At 46.8% G+C, this 17865-nt stretch carries 10 protein-coding genes; 3 read left to right on the forward strand and 7 right to left on the reverse strand.

Annotated elements, in window-relative coordinates:
* Complete coding sequence (locus tag NBH15_RS06510) at positions 1 to 1554, reverse strand: sensor histidine kinase (RefSeq protein WP_009859905.1); 1554 nt, start codon at positions 1552 to 1554, stop codon at positions 1 to 3.
* A 453-nt stretch (positions 1555 to 2007) separates the two neighbouring features.
* On the opposite strand from NBH15_RS06510, the gene glsA reads away from it, so the two are divergent.
* Positions 2008 to 2835: a lyso-glycine lipid O-acyltransferase GlsA gene (gene glsA, locus NBH15_RS06515; protein ID WP_250822234.1), complete on the forward strand. Its 828-nt coding sequence runs from the start codon at positions 2008 to 2010 to the stop codon at positions 2833 to 2835.
* Positions 2836 to 2847: 12 nt separating this feature from the next.
* Positions 2848 to 3813, forward strand: coding sequence for a glycine N(alpha)-acyltransferase GlsB (gene glsB, locus NBH15_RS06520; RefSeq protein ID WP_128132978.1), 966 nt, complete (start codon positions 2848 to 2850; stop codon positions 3811 to 3813).
* A 153-nt stretch (positions 3814 to 3966) separates the two neighbouring features.
* Here the strand turns inward: glsB and NBH15_RS06525 are convergent, their stop codons facing one another.
* Entirely contained in the window at positions 3967 to 4560 is a 594-nt protein-coding gene (locus tag NBH15_RS06525) for a DUF3109 family protein (RefSeq protein WP_128132977.1), read from the reverse strand.
* Positions 4561 to 4681: 121 nt separating this feature from the next.
* Positions 4682 to 6205, reverse strand: a complete 1524-nt coding sequence (gpmI, locus tag NBH15_RS06530; RefSeq protein WP_128132976.1) for a 2,3-bisphosphoglycerate-independent phosphoglycerate mutase — start codon at positions 6203 to 6205, stop codon at positions 4682 to 4684.
* Between the two features lie 112 nt (positions 6206 to 6317).
* Here gpmI and NBH15_RS06535 point away from each other — a divergent pair, with 112 nt between their 5' ends.
* The gene (locus NBH15_RS06535) at positions 6318 to 7016 is read left to right on the forward strand and encodes a M48 family metallopeptidase (protein WP_128132975.1); all 699 of its coding nucleotides are present in this window, start codon (positions 6318 to 6320) and stop codon (positions 7014 to 7016) included.
* 246 nt (positions 7017 to 7262) lie between these two features.
* Here NBH15_RS06535 and sov read toward each other — a convergent pair whose 3' ends face one another.
* From sov to NBH15_RS06555, 4 genes are all read right to left on the reverse strand, one after another.
* Positions 7263 to 14762, reverse strand: coding sequence for a T9SS outer membrane translocon Sov/SprA (gene sov, locus NBH15_RS06540; protein WP_250822235.1), 7500 nt, complete (start codon positions 14760 to 14762; stop codon positions 7263 to 7265).
* Positions 14763 to 14822: 60 nt separating this feature from the next.
* Positions 14823 to 15413 (reverse strand): Holliday junction branch migration protein RuvA, encoded by a 591-nt coding sequence (gene ruvA / locus NBH15_RS06545; RefSeq protein ID WP_010800786.1) that lies wholly within the window; start codon positions 15411 to 15413, stop codon positions 14823 to 14825.
* 93 nt (positions 15414 to 15506) lie between these two features.
* Positions 15507 to 16394 carry an SMP-30/gluconolactonase/LRE family protein gene (locus tag NBH15_RS06550; RefSeq protein ID WP_129696838.1) on the reverse strand — a complete coding sequence of 296 codons (888 nt, stop codon included), beginning with the start codon at positions 16392 to 16394 and terminating at the stop codon, positions 15507 to 15509.
* A 12-nt stretch (positions 16395 to 16406) separates the two neighbouring features.
* Complete coding sequence (locus tag NBH15_RS06555) at positions 16407 to 17864, reverse strand: TrkH family potassium uptake protein (RefSeq protein ID WP_044215090.1); 1458 nt, start codon at positions 17862 to 17864, stop codon at positions 16407 to 16409.
* Position 17865: the final 1 nt, after the last annotated feature.

Below are 17865 nucleotides of genomic sequence, written 5' to 3' on the forward strand. Positions count from 1 at the left end.
CTAACTTTTTATAAGAGGTAAAGTAATAATAAATTTTGTTCCTACATTTCCGGGGCCCATTTCAGCACGGATCGTACCTTTATGGTCCTCGATAATCTTACGGACGTAAGCCAGTCCCAAACCGAAACCTTTTACGTCGTGTACATTCCCTGTCGGTACGCGGAAGAAGCGGTCGAATACTTTCTTAAGGTATTCTTTCTTGATTCCTATACCATTGTCTTCAACGGAGATCAGCAACTTTCCGTTGTTGTCGTTCCAGGTTCTTACCATCAATGTAAGCGGCACTTCTGGACGGCGGTATTTCACTGCGTTGTCCATCAGGTTAAACAATACATTGGTGATATGCATTTCATCTACATAGATGGACGAATCGGTTGCCTGCAAGTCAATGTCGAGTGAGCCATCATACTTTTCTACTTTCAGGACGAAGGTGTTCGCTACGCTGATCACCAGGTCGTTTGCATCTACTTCTTTCAGTTTGAATGCTGCTTTCTGCCGTTCGAACAACGACATCTGAAGCACTTTTTCAACCAGGAAGCCTAATCGCTTCGTTTCATCATTTATCACGCCTGATATATGTTTGAATACATCGGGGCTTTTCGTTATATCCGAGTCTTTCAGCATCTGTGCCGCCAGCGAGATTGTGGAAACCGGAGTTTTCAGCTCGTGCGTCATATTGTTGATAAAGTCGTTCTTCATTTCTGACAGTCTCTTCTGGCGGAATACAATATATATGGTAAAGATAAATGTTACCAACAGTATCAGCGAGAAAAGAACAGACGGTACAATAAATGTTACAGAACTTGAAATATAGTCACCTTTTGTAGGGAAGTATACTTTCAGATAATTCAGCTTTGAGGGAGGATCGTTCGGGAACAATACGTACGTAATTATATCAGACGCAATAGGTTCCTTCTTTATTTCCCCACTCTGGTACACGGTTTTCCCGTCTTTGTTTATAACAAAAAATATGAACGGCAGGTTCAAACCATTGTTAATAAATTCTGATTTTAAGTAATTGTTCAACTTCTTAAAATCGACACGCTCCTGAATCGGTTTAAGGTTTGCCGTATTTAATATATTCACCAAAACTTCCTGCATCAAAGCATTCTGATATTTAAGACGGCGCATAAGTGTTTTTTGCAGATCCTGGGAAGTACTGATAATATTATTGGACGTTTGTTTTTTGTCCAGCGATGACAGCGGTTCGAATTTCTGACTGAAACTGTGTAGCTGATCTATTTGCAGTATATTACCGTTGGCGTCCTTTATTTGTAATTTCTGCTGGGTGATTGTCTGAGCAATCTCTTGGGGATCCTGGTTATTTTGCAGATAATAACTCTCGTCACGCTTAAGATCTTCTTCCAGATATCTCTGCGTTTCATCCAACTCCAGGTTTTTTGAGACCTGGTGCAGGCTTCTTTTGACTGTTTCATTGAATTGCTCGCTGCTTTTTTTGAGTATGATGCTCACGTACTTAACCTGTAGGAAAAGCAAACCAGCAAAAGCAAATGCCATCACAACTGCGAGTAACCAAATCGTAGATTTCCTCATTCTAAATACTTTCTCTTTTTAACAGAACAAATAACGCTCATTTTAGTTTAATATTTACACAAAAAAGGTAAAAATAGCGGGCTGTTTATATTAAAAATAGTTTATCTGGTGATCCCGTTTTCTTCTTATTGGCTTTTAAAACAACCGTTTATGCTCATTAACATCTATCTGTGTATATATCTGCATCTTCATTCCTGTTTATAAAAACATAATTATTGATTATTTTGTTTCAACTTATGCAAAAAATATGAATTTAGATGGAAGAATTCGCATCTCCATATTCATGCATACGGGATAGATAATATAATGTATAACGGATACAGATACCCTTTTATTTTATCCGGCAGTAAAGAACATATGGCCTAAGTACTTGAAACTTCTTAAAAACTTTTGCCGAATGCATTCAAATTTAATTATTAGCTATATCTTTGCTGCTGACAAGAGTTATGCAAGATGGCACAAGAAGGTATTACACAAATTGATGTAAAACAGGTATTACAACAGAAAGCGCCCTCCGTGGTCGGTAAAATACCCGGTTTTATTGTCAATTATCTGATCCGTACCATTCATCAGGACGAACTGAATGATATCCTAACCCGTTATCATGATAAGGATGGGGTTGATTTTATGCAGGAACTGATCGGTTATTTTGACCTGACCCTGGAACTGGTGAACGAAGAGAACATCCCGGCGGAAGGCCGCTATATTTTTGCTTCCAACCATCCGTTGGGAGGGCTTGACGGTATCTGTCTCTCGGCAGTGATCGGACAGCATTATGACGGAAAGATCCGTTATCTGGTCAATGACCTGCTTCTCTACTTGTCAAATCTAAGGTCCATCTTTGTCCCTATCAACAAACATGGTGCGCAGGGTAAAAACAATGCCCGGCTGATCGACGAGGCTTATGCTTCCGAAAATCAGATCGTGACGTTCCCCGCAGGACTTTGTTCGCGTAAGATAAACGGACAGATACAGGATACCGACTGGAAGAAATCGTTTATCCAGAAGGCAGTCGAACATCAGCGGGATGTCGTTCCGGTATATTTCGAAGGAAGAAACTCTAATTTCTTCTACCGGTTGGCAAATCTGCGCAAGAGGTTGGGTATAAAGATGAACTATGAAATGATTTATTTGCCGGATGAGATGTTCCGGTCTAAGCATAAAACGTTCCGTATCCATTTTGGCAAGCCTGTCCCGTGGCAGACTTTCGATAGCAGCAAGAAGCCGGCCGAATGGGCTGAGTGGGTGAAGGGGCTTGCTTATAATCTCAGGAAAACATAGACTCTATAATATATGCAAGACATTATTAAGCCGATTGATCGTGCTCTTCTGAAGTCGGAGTTGACGAAAGAAAAGAAACTTCGCAGCACGAATAAGTCAAACAATGAAATATATATTGTTACAGCCCACGACGCTCCCCACGTGATGCAGGAGATCGGGCGTCTGCGGGAAATCGCATTTCGTTACTATGGTGGGGGAACGGGGTTCCCGGTAGATATCGACGAGTTCGATACGATGGAGGACGCTTATCGGCAGTTGATTGTCTGGAGTCCGGAAGATGAGCAGATCCTGGGTGGTTATCGTTTCTTGTGCGGTTCGGATGTCAAGTTCGATGAGAACGGGAAGCCGATGCTGGCTACTTCGCATCTGTTCAATTTTTCGGAAAAGTTTAATAAAGAGTTCCTTCCTTATACGGTCGAGTTGGGCCGTTCTTTCGTTACCCTGGAATATCAGTCTACACGTGCCGGCGCAAAAGGATTGTTTGTGTTGGATAATTTGTGGGATGGATTGGGAGCCTTATCGGTAGTCGATCCGAGTTTGCAATATTATTTCGGGAAGGTGACGATGTATAATACGTATAATACGGAAGCACGTAATATGATTCTTTATTTTCTGGGGATGCACTTTCCGGATGCGGATAAACTGGTGATTCCGGTATATCCGTTAGAGACAGATACGGATATCGAGAAGATGAAGGAGTTGTTCCGTTATGATAACTTCAAGGACAATTATAAGGTGTTGAATCAGGAAGTACGTAAATTCGGTATCAATGTGCCGCCGCTGGTGAATGCCTATATGAGCCTTTCACCGAAGATGCGCGTGTTCGGGACGGCCATCAACCATGAATTTGGGGATGTGGAAGAGACCGGTATCCTGATTGCGATCAATGAGATCCTGGAAGACAAGAAAAAGCGTCATATAGAAACTTATCTGAAAGAGGAAGGCCAGACGGCTGACCTGATAAGAAAAGCGGAATAACCTAGGGATGATTTCTGTTCACGAGGGCCTCATAAATGTTTTTGACGCCCTCGTGAATATTTATGAGGACGTCAAAAACAGTCTTTATACTATTATAGTCTGACAGAAGACACGTTATCCGTGTTCCATAAACAGGCACATCTATTATTGGCACTAACCCAATTTTTCCTGTTCCTTTTGTTTTCTCCACTCCTCAGCTACTTCGACCAGGCTTTCATACCATTTCTCGCCGAACTTGCGGATAAGCGGTTCTTTTAGGAACTTATATAAGGGTAGTTTCTCTTTTTGTCCTAATATTTCTGCCGCTTTACATATTTTCCAGCGGTCGTAGTTGACAGCCCGGAAATCTTTGTATTGGGTTACACGGACAGGATAGAGATGGCAGGATACCGGCTTGTAAAAGGACAGTTTCCCTTCACGATAGGCTTTCTCGATAGCACATTTACAAGTACCGTCGCTGTCATAACAGGTAAATACACAATCTTTGTTGTTAACGATGGAGGTGACGATATCACCTTCGCAGTCGATATAGGCTACGCCTTGTTTGTTGATAATTGCTTGGGCTTCGGGTGACAGGTCGTTCCATACGACCGGAAGCGCTTTCTCCAGTTTGGCAATCTCGCTTTTCTCCAGCGGGGCACCGGAATCACCTTCCACACAGCAGATACCTTTGCACTGGGCAAGGTCGCAGATGAAATTTGCCTCGATCAGGTCCAGGCTGACCAGAGTGTCGTCTATTTGGATCATTTTGTTATCAGGGAGAGGTAATAAATACCCCTCTTCAGGGAGGACATGAGGGTTTGTTGTTAAAGTTTACACACCCTCTGCCCCCTCTCAAGAGGGGAAAAGTTACTATTGGTTACAATACTTATTTGATCAATGATTTTCCTGTCATTTCTTTCGGTTGCTTCAGACCCATGATATGAAGGATTGAAGGAGCAACGTCTGCCAGGATACCGTCTTCTACTTTAGCGTCTTTGTTTTCTGTTACATAAACGAATGGAACAGGATTCAAAGAGTGAGCAGTGTTGGGTGTGTCGTCTTCGTTCAAAGCATGGTCGGCATTACCGTGGTCGGCAATGATGATTACTTCGTAACCATTAGCTTTGGCTGCTTCGACTGTGTCGTTCAGGCAAGCGTCGATAGTAACAACAGCTTTTTCGATGGCAGAATAGATACCGGTGTGGCCTACCATGTCGCCATTCGCATAGTTACAAACGATATAGTCATATTTCTTTGTGTAGATGGCTTCAACCAGTTTGTCCTTTACTTCGAAAGCACTCATTTCCGGTTTCAGGTCGTAAGTGGCCACTTTCGGAGACGGAACCAAGATACGGTCTTCACCTTCGAACGGAGTTTCGCGTCCGCCGTTGAAGAAGAAAGTAACGTGTGCATATTTTTCTGTTTCAGCGATGTGCAGCTGTGTTTTGCCGACTGATGCCAGGAATTCGCCCAGTGTATTTTCTACATTGTCTTTGTCGAACAGGATATGAACACCTTTGAAACTTGCATCGTACGGAGTCATACAGAAATACTGCAAGTTCGGAATAGTCTTCATTCCGGCTTCCGGCATATCCTGCTGAGTCAGGACGATTGTCAGTTCTTTGGCACGGTCGTTACGGTAGTTGAAGAAGATCACAACGTCTCCTTCTTCGATAGTCGCTACCGGCTTACCGTTTTCTACGTGTACGATCGGTTTGATAAATTCGTCTGTTACACCTTCTGCGTATGACTCTTCCATTGCTTGAACCATATCTTCGTAAGGTTTACCCGTGCCGTTCACGATCAGGTCGTAAGCCTCTTTTACGCGTTCCCAACGTTTGTCACGGTCCATTGCATAGTAACGGCCGATGATGGAAGCGATCTTTCCGCCTGTTGTTTGCAGGTGGTTTTCCAGCTGTTCGATAAAGCCTTTACCACTTCTCGGGTCCGTGTCGCGACCGTCCATAAAGCAATGAACATATGCTTTGTCGATTCCGTATTCTTTGGCGATGTCGGCCAGTTTGAACAGGTGTTCCAATGAGCTGTGTACACCACCGTCGGAAACCAGTCCCATGAAATGGATCTGTTTGCCGTTTTCTTTGGCGTAGCTGTAAGCACGTTTGATCTCCGGGTTATCGAGGATTGTGTTCTGGCGGCATGCGATATTGATCTTCACCAGATCCTGGTAAACGATGCGGCCGGCACCGATATTAAGGTGGCCAACTTCCGAGTTACCCATCTGTCCGTCAGGTAAACCAACGTTTTCGCCGGAAGCCTGCAACTGAGAGTTTGGGTATGTTTTCAACAGTTCGTCCCAGTAAGGAGTGGGAGTGTTGTAGATTACATCATCTTTACCACGGTCGCCGATTCCCCAGCCATCGCAGATTAGTAAAAGTGCTTTCTTGCTCATGATTGCCTTGTTTATATTGTTTATACTTATTAAATATCTAATACCGGGCGCAAAGATAAGCATTTCTGATGTAATATTATTTGCCTTTAAAGTATTTCTTTTGCAGGTAGATATGGAAAAGAAGATATACGACAACGATCTGGGAACCATCCTTCTCCGTACTGCCCCGCGAGCTACCCGTTATACGCTGAAAATATCAAAGGGAATGATCACCGCCACTATGCCGGTCGGGGGTGATGAGGGGAGAATGTTGTCCTTTATTGAAGAGAACCGGCAAAAACTTCTGAACGCTCTGAAAAAGCATCCGGCACGTCCGTTGCTGAATGAAACTGCCAGATTGGAAACAACTACTTTCCTGCTACATATTTTCCGGACGGAACGTGCCAATTTTTATATGAAATTGGATAACAGTATCCTACATATCGCCTGCCCGCTGGAAACCCGGTTCGAATCGGACGAGGTTCAGCTCATATTGAAAGGTTTTCTGGAGAAGGCATTGCGGCATGAGGCAAAACGTCTGTTGCCGGACCGTCTGAAGACGTTGGCAGACCGGTATAAATTTACCTTCACGGGCGTACGGATCATGAACAGCAAGACCTGTTGGGGAAGTTGCAGCACGCGTAAAAGTATCAATCTCTCCCTTTCGCTCATGTTGCTACCCTGGCATCTGATCGATTACGTCCTGCTTCACGAACTTTGCCATACGGTAGAGATGAACCACAGCGACCGTTTCTGGAAACTCCTGAATGAGATAACGGAAAACAGGGCGTTAATGCTCCGTCAGGAGTTGAAGAAATACTCTATACTGTAACACCTTCCTCCTTCGCCCGGCACACAGGCTCTGTTCCGTTCGAAGTGCAAGGCATGCTCCGCCTGATGTATAGGGTGCGTTCAACGTAGGACGCATCGTGCGCGCTACCTATGACGCACCGTGCGTTCTACCTATGACGCAGAGTGCGTGCTACCTAGACCGCGCCTCATGCATCGGGCGGAGCATGCCTTGCACTTCGAGCGGATCACGCCCTATGCACCGGGAGACACCGGTGTTGTATTGCGTTTACTGTGCCAGTGAGAACCGTAATGCAACACCGTAGTTGGAGTTGGATGTCGGATAAGATGCATTCGAGATCAGCGGCTCATTGATCTGCAAGTCATAGAAAGCACGCAGTGTCAGTGCACGGCTCAATCCGTAATCGGCTGAGAACTGGATCGTTTTGGCAATGTTACCGCTGGTTGCCTGTGTGAAGCTATCCTCGATCTTACGGATCAATGACTGCATCTTGTTGTATGAGAAGTCCAGACGCACGGTCAGGTCATTGCTGAAATCACGCGTTTTCTTCATCTTCAATATCTTGTTGAACTCGGCGAACTTATATCCCAGTCCGATGGTATACTTATTCGAAAGCGCTTCCACAATCTGGTAAGACGAGATATTCAGGTTCAGATTACGCGTTGTCGTGTAATCGGCACGGATCGTGATATTGTTCAACATGGTCGCATCCACTCCCAGCAACGGGCTGAAACTCTCCGTCAGGCTGACGGAAGAGATGGAGTAAGGTGAAGACGGGATAGGAGCTTCGGAAGCATTCTGTGTAAATCCGAGGTTGTCACCCAGTCCGGCATCCACCCAGGTCGAATAAGTTTCGTAGGCACCGACATTGTAAGTACAGCGATACTGATGGGTCAGCATGACCGACTTGAAATGTTTCTTTATGGCCGGAATGCGGATCAGTCCGTCGTAGGTGATACGCCAGTTCGGCAGCATGCTGCGGATAGCCGGGAACGGGGAGGATGAAATCTTATTAGGATCTTTCCCTGTATAAGCGGCCAGGAAGGCCGGGATCAGTACATCGGCCGAGTTATGGCTGACTCCGCCGCCATGTTCTTTATTATATTCTTTACCTCCGTATTGAGATTGTCCCAGGAAACCGGAATTCGGATAGGTTGTTCCTGTATAGCGGCTTTCGAGGCGGTTCGCAATAGTCTCACGGTATTTGATAAACTTATTGAATGTTTCCGATGCATAGTTATTACTTGCATTGCCGACGCCTTTGAAGAAACTACCCAATGCGACAGTCGTCATCGTAAAGTTTCCTCCGGCCAGTTCCGGCATACCGGGATACATATATTGTATATCGGTGTTGCGGGTATCGACGCGGTTGGCATTCAGGTCGATCTTCAGTCCGGTGATAGGCTCCAGGTTCGCCCGGATATTCAGGTTTTTGGCACTGCTCATGACGGCCGGATTGACGTTGCTGGTGTTTTCAACCAGCCAGCCACGGTCTTTGGCGTCGTAGAGGAAGTCACGGTTTACGGCTCCGAAAGCAAAGCCAAGTCCCGGTGTCAGGCCGAAAGGCGAGCGGCCCTGTCCGAAGATATCACCGATCATTGGGGAGAATCCCGGAACCGACATACCGTCGGTCGTCGCATACTGGATATTGATACGGCGTATCATCATCAGGAAGCGGCTGCCATATTCTGCCGTTTTGTAGAGGAAGTCTTCCGTCGCTTTCGGACCCGGCTTGATAGTCAGTTTCAAATGAGCCGTATCCTGGTTCAGGATCATTACCTGTGCAAAGTTGATCGGCTTGTATTTGATGGCATAGACTTTGCCGTCGGCTCCGCGGGCGGTAATGCGCACCTTCTTGGTGAACATACCGTGTTGTACGACTGTTCCGCTGTCCATATTCAGTTGGATATCTCTTTCCAGTTTGATCTCTTTCTGTTCTTTCTTTTTGGTCGTGGTACGGGTGGCCGAGAACTTCTGGTTCACTTTCTTCAGGAACTTGTTCTTGTTGTAAAGCGATTGCAAGTTCAGGCTACCCTGCCAGTCGATCTGGCGCTGGTTGGTAATCGTGTTACCGAGCTCATATTCGGTGTTGGTAATGGCTCCACGGTCCCAGTTATACTGCGCGTTGTAAGTGACGGAACTGTTTACCCAATCCAATACCGGGATATACTGTAACGGCATATTCCAGGTCACGTTGAATGTCTGGTCGTATTTCAAAGGCGTACCCAGGTCGGCGATACTTTGTTTTACGGAATCTTTCCAGATCTGATACTTATCAGGGGCGAGTTCTTTGTTCACCTGTACATACGGCTCTTCGATCCGGGCATTTGTTCCAGAGGTAAAGGTCATGTTCAGGCTGTTCGTGAAGTCCCAGCGCAGGCTGAAAGCACGGTCCCAGTAGAACTCGGAGCTGAAGGTCACTTCAGGTTTGTAGCCGGTGTTTTCGAGGTCGCGCAGCTGCATTTCGTTATAGTTACGCATCATGGCTGTCTGGAAACTGATGTTCGACGGCAGGTAGTTCAGGCTGAACTGCTTGATGTAACGGGTGTAACCGTTGTTCTTCTTCAGCTTCTGGAATGGGCGGAACGGTTTCGCATACGGTGTGTAGTTGTAGGCGAAGTTACCGCGGTAATCCTTGGTCGTTTCATATTCCGTTTCCGGATTCTGCGTTTTCGTCTGGCTGAATGAATAGCCGATCGAGAAGTTTGCCGGGTCGTAAGGCATCGGGGTCTTGCTACGGATATCCGCTCTTACGTTATTGAATGAGATACTCTTGATGACGGTCTGGTCGACAGCCATACTCTTGATAGAGTCTTTTTCGGCTTTCGTGTCGACAGCGTCCAGGGCGTCACTCAGTTTAATATCCTGATCGAGCGGGTTATATTTTGCTTTTGTCTGATCCTTGGAGTAGGCATAATACATCGGGATGCTGACCTTCGCTTTTTCCGGGAAGAATTTACCCCATTCGATGGTAGTAGCCACGTTGTATTGTGTGAAGTCGTCGATGCGGCGTTCTGCCAGTGACTGGTCGAGGGCACCGAAACCAGCTGTTTCGATACGTCCGCCCACATTGACCGTACCCAAGTCGGAGACAGCCACGTTCAGGTTGGCGTTGGCCGCCCAACCGCCTTCTTCGTTAAACTCGCTCAGACGGAGTTCGTTTATCCAGACTTCACCGCTTTTAACTACATTTTGTCGGTTACGGACACCGATCATGATCGTTTTTACTTCCGAGAGGCTCGGGTTACCTACGATGCTGATCGTGTTGCCATTCTCGTCCATTTCTGAATAGACGGTATTGAATGTAATACCTTTGTCTCCTGCCCGTTTCTTCTTGTTGCGGCTTAGTTTAAGGTTGGTCAATACTTCAAGACGGAAGTCAAGCATGTTTTCCGCCGGCCAGATTTCTACGGCCTCATAAGATCCTTTTACCGGGGTAACTTTCAGCGGAACTTCATATTCGTAGTAATTATTTTTATAGTCGGAACCTAAGCGAATGAATACAGACAAATCTCCGTTGGCAAGGGATGTGTAATTATCCGCATCTTCAGGCAATGCTTCTGCGTGGGTAAACAGTTGTAACCGTTTGTATTGACGTAGATCGTAATAAGTATTCTTGTAAACGGCACGTGCGTCCTTGGCAGCCAGGTCACTGACCTTCATGGATAATGCCTGTTCGTTCTGACGAGTCAGTTGAGGCTGGCTAGGGTCAGCAACACGGCTTACTCCCGGAGGTGTCATGTAAGGAATAGGAGTCCGTCGGCTGTTTTCTTCTATATTTACAGAAGATACTTCGAGTGTGCCATTGAATAATGGCGGAACTTTCGGGTCGGACAGATCCTGCTCGTATGAACGCCATTCACCGCGTACCAGTTCGAATGTTCCGAAACGCAGTACGGTCGGTTTAGAGAATTGCGTCATATACATACGCATAAAGCGAATGCTCTTGAAGTCGCTGATAGCTCCGACAGTACGGTTGTATTGCTTAACAGGGATTTTGAACAGGTACCATTTGGCCGGATTGTTTCTGTTGTTATTTTCGTTATCCCCATTTGGTAATTTGGGATAGGTCGTTTTCATATCTACAATGAAGTTCTTCCCAACTTTCAGGTCTTCCGGACGAATAGATACTTTATATTCGAAATACTTTTCGTTCTTGTTCATGGTGTTATCCTGATTCAGGTCTTCCACATCCGGATTTTTGGAGGCGGATGTGTCGTAACGTTCTCCTGAAGTTCCGCTTTCGGCGGAGTTGCCTTCAGTACCATTGTAACGTTTGTAACGGTTTAAGATACTGACAGTGTCTCTGTCTAATTCCGTACCACGGAAATAACGGTATTTGTCAGTACCCGGATTCCGCAGAGGAGAGTATTCATCTTGTAACATTGCATCTATTAACTCCGGCGATAACTTTGTCATAAGTTTTTCAATAAACTCCTTGTATGCCGGATAATCCCGTTCTTCCTCTGCCGACAAACCGTTGAGTCCGACGTCCTGTCTTGCACGTGCGCCTGACGTATTGTCGAAGGCATAGACTGTGCTCTGCTGCTTCGGAACAAGTCCCCAGACAGTGGAATCTACCCTGCTTTTGTCACCATCGATAGGTAATCCGTTTTCATAGAATTTCTTTCCGTCTTTCAGGACGTCTTCCGATATTTCGCCCAGGTTGAAATACAGGTCACCGCCTTTAGCCGTAATACCTTCTTGTTCTTCATAGAGATAAGGGTCGAGCATCCAGAATTCGATGTATTCGATATTGGCTGTTTCGAAGTCGCTTTGGTCGATCTTACGCATGATACCGCCCCAGCGATTTTCCGGCTTTTGTAATGTTCCGTCAGGATTGACAAAGTCGGCATCCAGGTTGTACGGACCACGTTCATTCGGGTAATAAGCCAGGTTGAGCGCCTGGATCGTACTTGTTTCATTGTAACCCTGGTCTCTGTCCGGGAACAATTCGTCTACATAAATGGCACGGACATAATGGTTGGATAATTGCTCTTTATCATTACGGATATGCGTCGGAGCCTGACTGGAATTTTTACGGTTGAATAACCCGTCCACATAATACCATGCCAGCAGTGCACGGTTTTTACCATATTCTATATCGTTTGTTTTGCTTGCTTCTGGGAAAAGGGCATTAGCGCTATTATCCCAAGGCACGCTGGCGAGTTTCCACGGATACGGGTTCAGCAGGTCGAAGCCGCTTTGTGTCGATTCGAAATCGTCCAGATAAGAGTAGCCTCCGCTATATTTGTTCTCATAATGACCGGCTATCAGGTGAGCAAATTCTCCGGTGAATGCTATCTGGCTGGGTTTTGTCAGGTTTAGCAACGGTAGTTTGTCAAATGTGTTTGTCAGCCATTGGCTTTCCGCCTTGTAGGCGATGTTGAATCCCCACAAGGTGTTTTTGATGGATTCGTCGCCAAATACCGTTTTGGTCGTCAACGGCATTTCAGACATATGCATAATGGTGGCCCCCAGCGAGAAGTCGGGATTGAACTGGTAGTTGAGGTCCAGTCCCATCATTGTTTTTCGCTGCATATTGTAGGCCGTCTGGTTTTCCAGCGAAACGCTGACAGGAGTTCCGGCAGCAATGATACTTTCATTCAGGATAGTAACGGTTCCCGATGTATAATCGACCGTATAGTCCACATTTTCCGTCAGTGTGGCACCTGCTGCCGTTACGCGTACCGAACCGCGTGCCACGTTGCTGGCTCCCAATTGTATTTCGGATGCGGAAGAGGCCTTATATTCTCCCCGCATAATGAATTTGTTCTTTTCAGCGATCTGACGGGCGGCAGTCTGGGTCGTATCGTATAATTCCTGGAATACATATTTATCGGCAATTGCCGGGCTGACAACTTTTTCCAGTTTTTCTTTCAGGCTGGAACCGAAAGGCTCGATGGTCGGGAAAATCACCCTACCGGTGGACGCCTGTACAGTGTATCCTTCCACAAAGTCGAAATATCCGTCCGGATGCGATTCGTTCTGGGCGTTCAGGCGGTCTGCTCCCATCAGGCGTATCCAGATTTGTCTGGACAACGTGTCGGTGCGTGCTTCCGGCAGATAGTTTATATAAGTACCGGTCGTATCGCTTTGGTACATGACATCTAGGCGGAACTTTTCTTTCTGGACAGAGTAAGCACCCAGGGAATAGATATTCTTCATCATCAAATCCCAATATTTCATGGGGGGAGACATATTTGTACCTCTCAGTAACTTTACATACAGACAGTTGCTGGGATTCGTCGGATTGCTGTCGGAAAACTCGCCGACTCTTCCTGTCCGTTTTCCACTGGCATCGGAATATTCATATTCAAAGGCCACGGCCAGCATCTGTCCTTCCTGTAAACTCATATTCAAGGACAGATATCCCAGTTGTTTGTCGTAGATATATTCGGAGTTCGGATCCAGCAAGCGGGCATTCTCTATGGCTTCATATTCGGAACCTCCGGTGAATCCGGTTAATACGCTTTCTACATCGCTGATTTGACGGGCACCGGAATAGGTGGTGGTCATTTGGTTGTATAGGTCATTCGCATTATTGGCAGGATATGATCCGTCCTTAATCGGGAATGCACCGGGATTTGCCATATAGGCTGCGTCGTTTTCACCGATGTCGGTAAAAGCGACGATGTTACGAGCCTGGTCATAGTTACCTCTTGTGTTGGTCACCCAAACTTCCAGTCGGGTAATATTCAGAGTCGCTTTTATCTGAGGCAATTGGCTGACAGCGTCGTTGTATCTGTTGCGGAAGTAGTGCGCCAGGAAGAAGTGGCGGTTCGCATCATACTCATCGATCTTCAGTTCAAAATCCTTGGTCTGTACGCCACCTTTGGAGTTTACTGTTTTTGATTCCGAGTTCTGCTGTGCGAACAACGCGTTCACCCTCAGTTTACCGAACTGAAGGTCTGCTTTCATACCGAACAGGGCAGCTCCGCCGTTGATCAGCGAGTTGCTTGTCGTCATCGACACGTTACCGGCTTCCAGTGATTTGATGATCTCATCCTCTTCGCCCGTATAAGCCAGTTTCAGCTTTTTGGAATCGAAGTCGAAAGAGGTTTCCGTATTGTAGTTCATGTCGAAATTCACTTTCGAACCGACGGAGGCCTGTACATTCAACTGCACACTTTCGTCGAAGTTGAAAATGGTATTGCTGCGGGCGCGTTCGGGGAGTGAAGGGTCTTTCGTGCTGTTCCGCTTCAAGCCTAATGTGACTTCGGCCGACCCTTGTGTCTTTACACGTACACCTCCGGGACCGAATATACGTTCTGCCGCACCGATACCGAACTGCATATCTGCCAGGTTAAACTTCTTGTCTGCTTCCTTCTGAAACTCTTCTTCGTTTTTCTGGCGGTAGTAAGAACGGAGCGATTCCTGCATGCTGTATTTCTGATATTCTTCCGGACTCAGGTCGATCGGAGTGATCAGGTCTTTCTCCCCTAAACGGGAGCGGACAACATATCGTCCGGTCCTGATATCGTATTCAACGAAGGTTTTCACGTTTTCCGGATCGCGTAAATCTACCGGGGATTTTTTCAAGAGGTCTTTATAGGTTTCATCACCCTCCGGCACGGTTTTGGATACCGGATAGCGGGTTGCCGGGACAGTATCCTTCCCGTCGGGCATGTCGTCTTGTCCTTCAAGCAACTGGATATCCGGCAAGGACGCCGTATAAGTCAGGTAATTGGCATTCAGCGAGAGCATGCCGATCCCGAATAGCAGTATTGTAACCCAGATAAGATATTTAAGAGTCTTCTTTTTCATTTTAAATTGTCAACTGTCATTTGTAAGGGCGGTTCGCGAACAGCCCCTACCTGTCAACTATTAAAGCATTCTGAGTGCACTTTTTATCACTTGTTCCACAGCCAGCATCGGCGAGGTTTTCAGTATTGAACTGACTGCCTTTTGTGAAGCAGCCTTTTGGAATCCCAGCATAACCAGGGCGGCCACCGCTTCTTCGGCCACCGCACCGTTTCCTGCCGTGGCAGCCGTTCCCGTCCCAACCGTCGAATCGCCGGCTTTCACCTTGTTTTTCAGGTCGACCAGGATGCGCTGGGCTGTTTTCTGTCCGATGCCTTTTACTGAGGTCAGCGCCGTTTCGTTTTTGTTGGCGATAACCTGGATCAGTTCGGAAGGAGGAAGAGATGATAGGATCATACGTGCCGTATTAGGACCGACACCGGATACCGATGTCAGTAATAAAAACAACTCGCGTTCAACCTTTTGGGCGAAACCGAACAGCAGGTGTGCATCTTCACGTATTACTTCATATACGTAAATTTTCCCGGTTGGTTTACCGCTGAATGCGCTGTATGTGGTCAGAGATATGTTAAGTTCGTAGCCAATCCCTGCACATTCGATGATCATCTGTGTGGGAGTCAGTTCTACGATATCCCCCTTAATATATTCTATCATTTTGCGTCTCTTCTAGTTATTCGTACCTATTATAACGCAAAATTAAGCAAAAGCGTATATCAGACCTAAAGAAATATTCAAATAGGTGAATAATTATTCTCTTCCCGGATGTTCGGCAGTGAAGGTTTCGAAGCAGCCGCGGTCTTGCAGGGTGACATAGCAGCGGCGGTTGTCAGGACCTCCGAATGTGATGTTGGAGGGCTTTTTGCCTTTCAGTTGTATCTCGCGGATCAGCTTGCCCTTCGGATTTATAACGGCTACCGTTCCTTTGTCGTAGCGGCAGAGATACAGGTTGCCTTTCACATCGCAACGGATTCCGTCCATGCCGAAGCCTTCGAAGGTGTGGAAAAGCCGTTTGTTTTTGAGTGTCCCGTCCGGCTTGATATCATAGATCCATACTTTGAGTTGTGCAGACTCGTTAACATAAAGTTTTTTACCGTCCGGGCTGACATCGATACCGTTGGTCGTCCCCATATCGCTTTCCAGCAGAGTCACTTTACCGTCGGGAGTGATCAGCCAGAGTTGCCCTTTCTGGTTCGGCCAGTCCGGATCGCTGGCATAGAGATTGCCGCCCGGGGCGAGGGCGATGTCGTTGGGCTGGTTCATCCGGGACTCATGTGCATACGTGCTGATCGCTTTGGTCTGCATGTCGACTTTCAGGATGTTATGACCGGTGTAATCGGCAACCAGCATGTCTCCAGCCTTGTTGAAGCGGATGCCGTTGCCTGTCGAACCTTCGGGGAGCGTCACGAAGCATTCGTGCGAGCCGTCCGGACGTACAATGCCTATCGTTCCTTCTTTTCCGTAGTTAACGGCATACAGATTGCCGGCTTTGTCGGTGGCCGGGCCTTCTATTCCGTTGGTGAAAGTACCTTCCGGCAGTAAATCGGCTGTTTCCCGCTGTGCGGAGGTCTGTGCGCCGGCTGCCAGTCCTACGAACAGGCAACTCATGATTGTAAGGAACATTGTACGTGTTTTCATATCAAATCTATTTTATTGTTTCCAGAATCCCGGAACAAGTAATGTCAATACAGTAAATATCTCCAAACGTCCTGTCATCATCAGTAAGGAAAGGAACCATTTGGATACCACCGGAACTTCCGAGAAGTTGTCTACCGGCCCCAGTTTGCCAAGTCCCGGCCCGACATTGCTGATGGCTGAGACGGCAGCACCGATCGACTCTTCAAAGCCCAACCCGTCGAGCATCAGCACGGCACAGCTGAGTACGATCAGTGACATATAGGCAAAAGCGAAAGCCAGTACGCGGTGTACGACCTCGCCGGATACGATATGTGAATCCATCCTTACCGGGATAATGGCATGCGGATGGGTTTGTTTCTTGAATTCGTTGAACAGGTTTTTGGAAAGGATCACGAAACGTCCCATCTTCAGCCCTCCGCAGGTCGAGCCAGCGCAACCGCAGATGAACATCAGTATCAGGGCGATCATCCAGAAGAAAGGTCCCCAGGGAATATAATTCTCTGTCGCGAAGCCGCAGGTCGAAACCAGCGTAACCACCTGGAATGCAGCCTGCCGGAAAGCTGTCGGGAAGTCTGTAAAGAATCCGTGATACATGATCCAGCCGGTTGTTATTCCCGTCATGATCAGGACGAACCAGAAGAACCAGCGAAACTCTTCATCGAAAAACAACTTCTTTATATTTCCGTTCAGGCAGAAATAGATCAGGGTGATATTAGTCGCCCCGATAAACATAAATATCGTGATAACATATTCTATATAAGCCGAGTGCCAATAAGCGATACTGGCGTTCTTGGTGGAATATCCGCCGGTAGAAATCGCAGTCAAGGCATGGTTTACCGCGTCATATAAATTCATCGGGCCTATCCATAACAACCCGATCAGCAGGACGGTAAGGAACACGTAAACCCCCCACAGGCGTTTGGCGACCTGTGTTACACGCGGACGGAACCGTTCGTGTGTGATCCCCGGTGTTTCGGCATTAAACATCTGTGTCGCTCCGCCTCCCAGGATAGGCATCAATGCTACGGTAAATACGATCATACCGATACCTCCCTGCCATTGAGTGAGGCTTCGCCAGAACAGGACGCCTTTAGGCAGAGCTTCTATATCGGTGAGAATGGTCGATCCGGTGGTCGTGAAGCCTGACATGGTTTCAAAGAAAGCATCCGTTATATTGTCGATATATCCTCCCAAATAGAAAGGCAACATTCCCAGCAACGAGAGCAGCAACCAGGTAAGCGTAACCGTCAGCATCCCTTCCCGTCGGCCGGCTGTGTATTCGTTTGCACGGAAACCGATGGCATAGAGCGATATGCCGACCCCGAACAGGATTCCGCTGGAGATAAGCAATGGATAGAAATCGCCTCCTTTGTACAGGAAAGCGACCACTGTTGCCATCAGCATAAACAGTGTTTCGAGGATGCACATCATCCCCAGCATTTTTATTATGAAACGTATATTCAGTAACATA

This window comes from Parabacteroides caeci (assembly GCF_023656795.1).
Lineage (GTDB): Bacteria > Bacteroidota > Bacteroidia > Bacteroidales > Tannerellaceae > Parabacteroides > Parabacteroides segnis.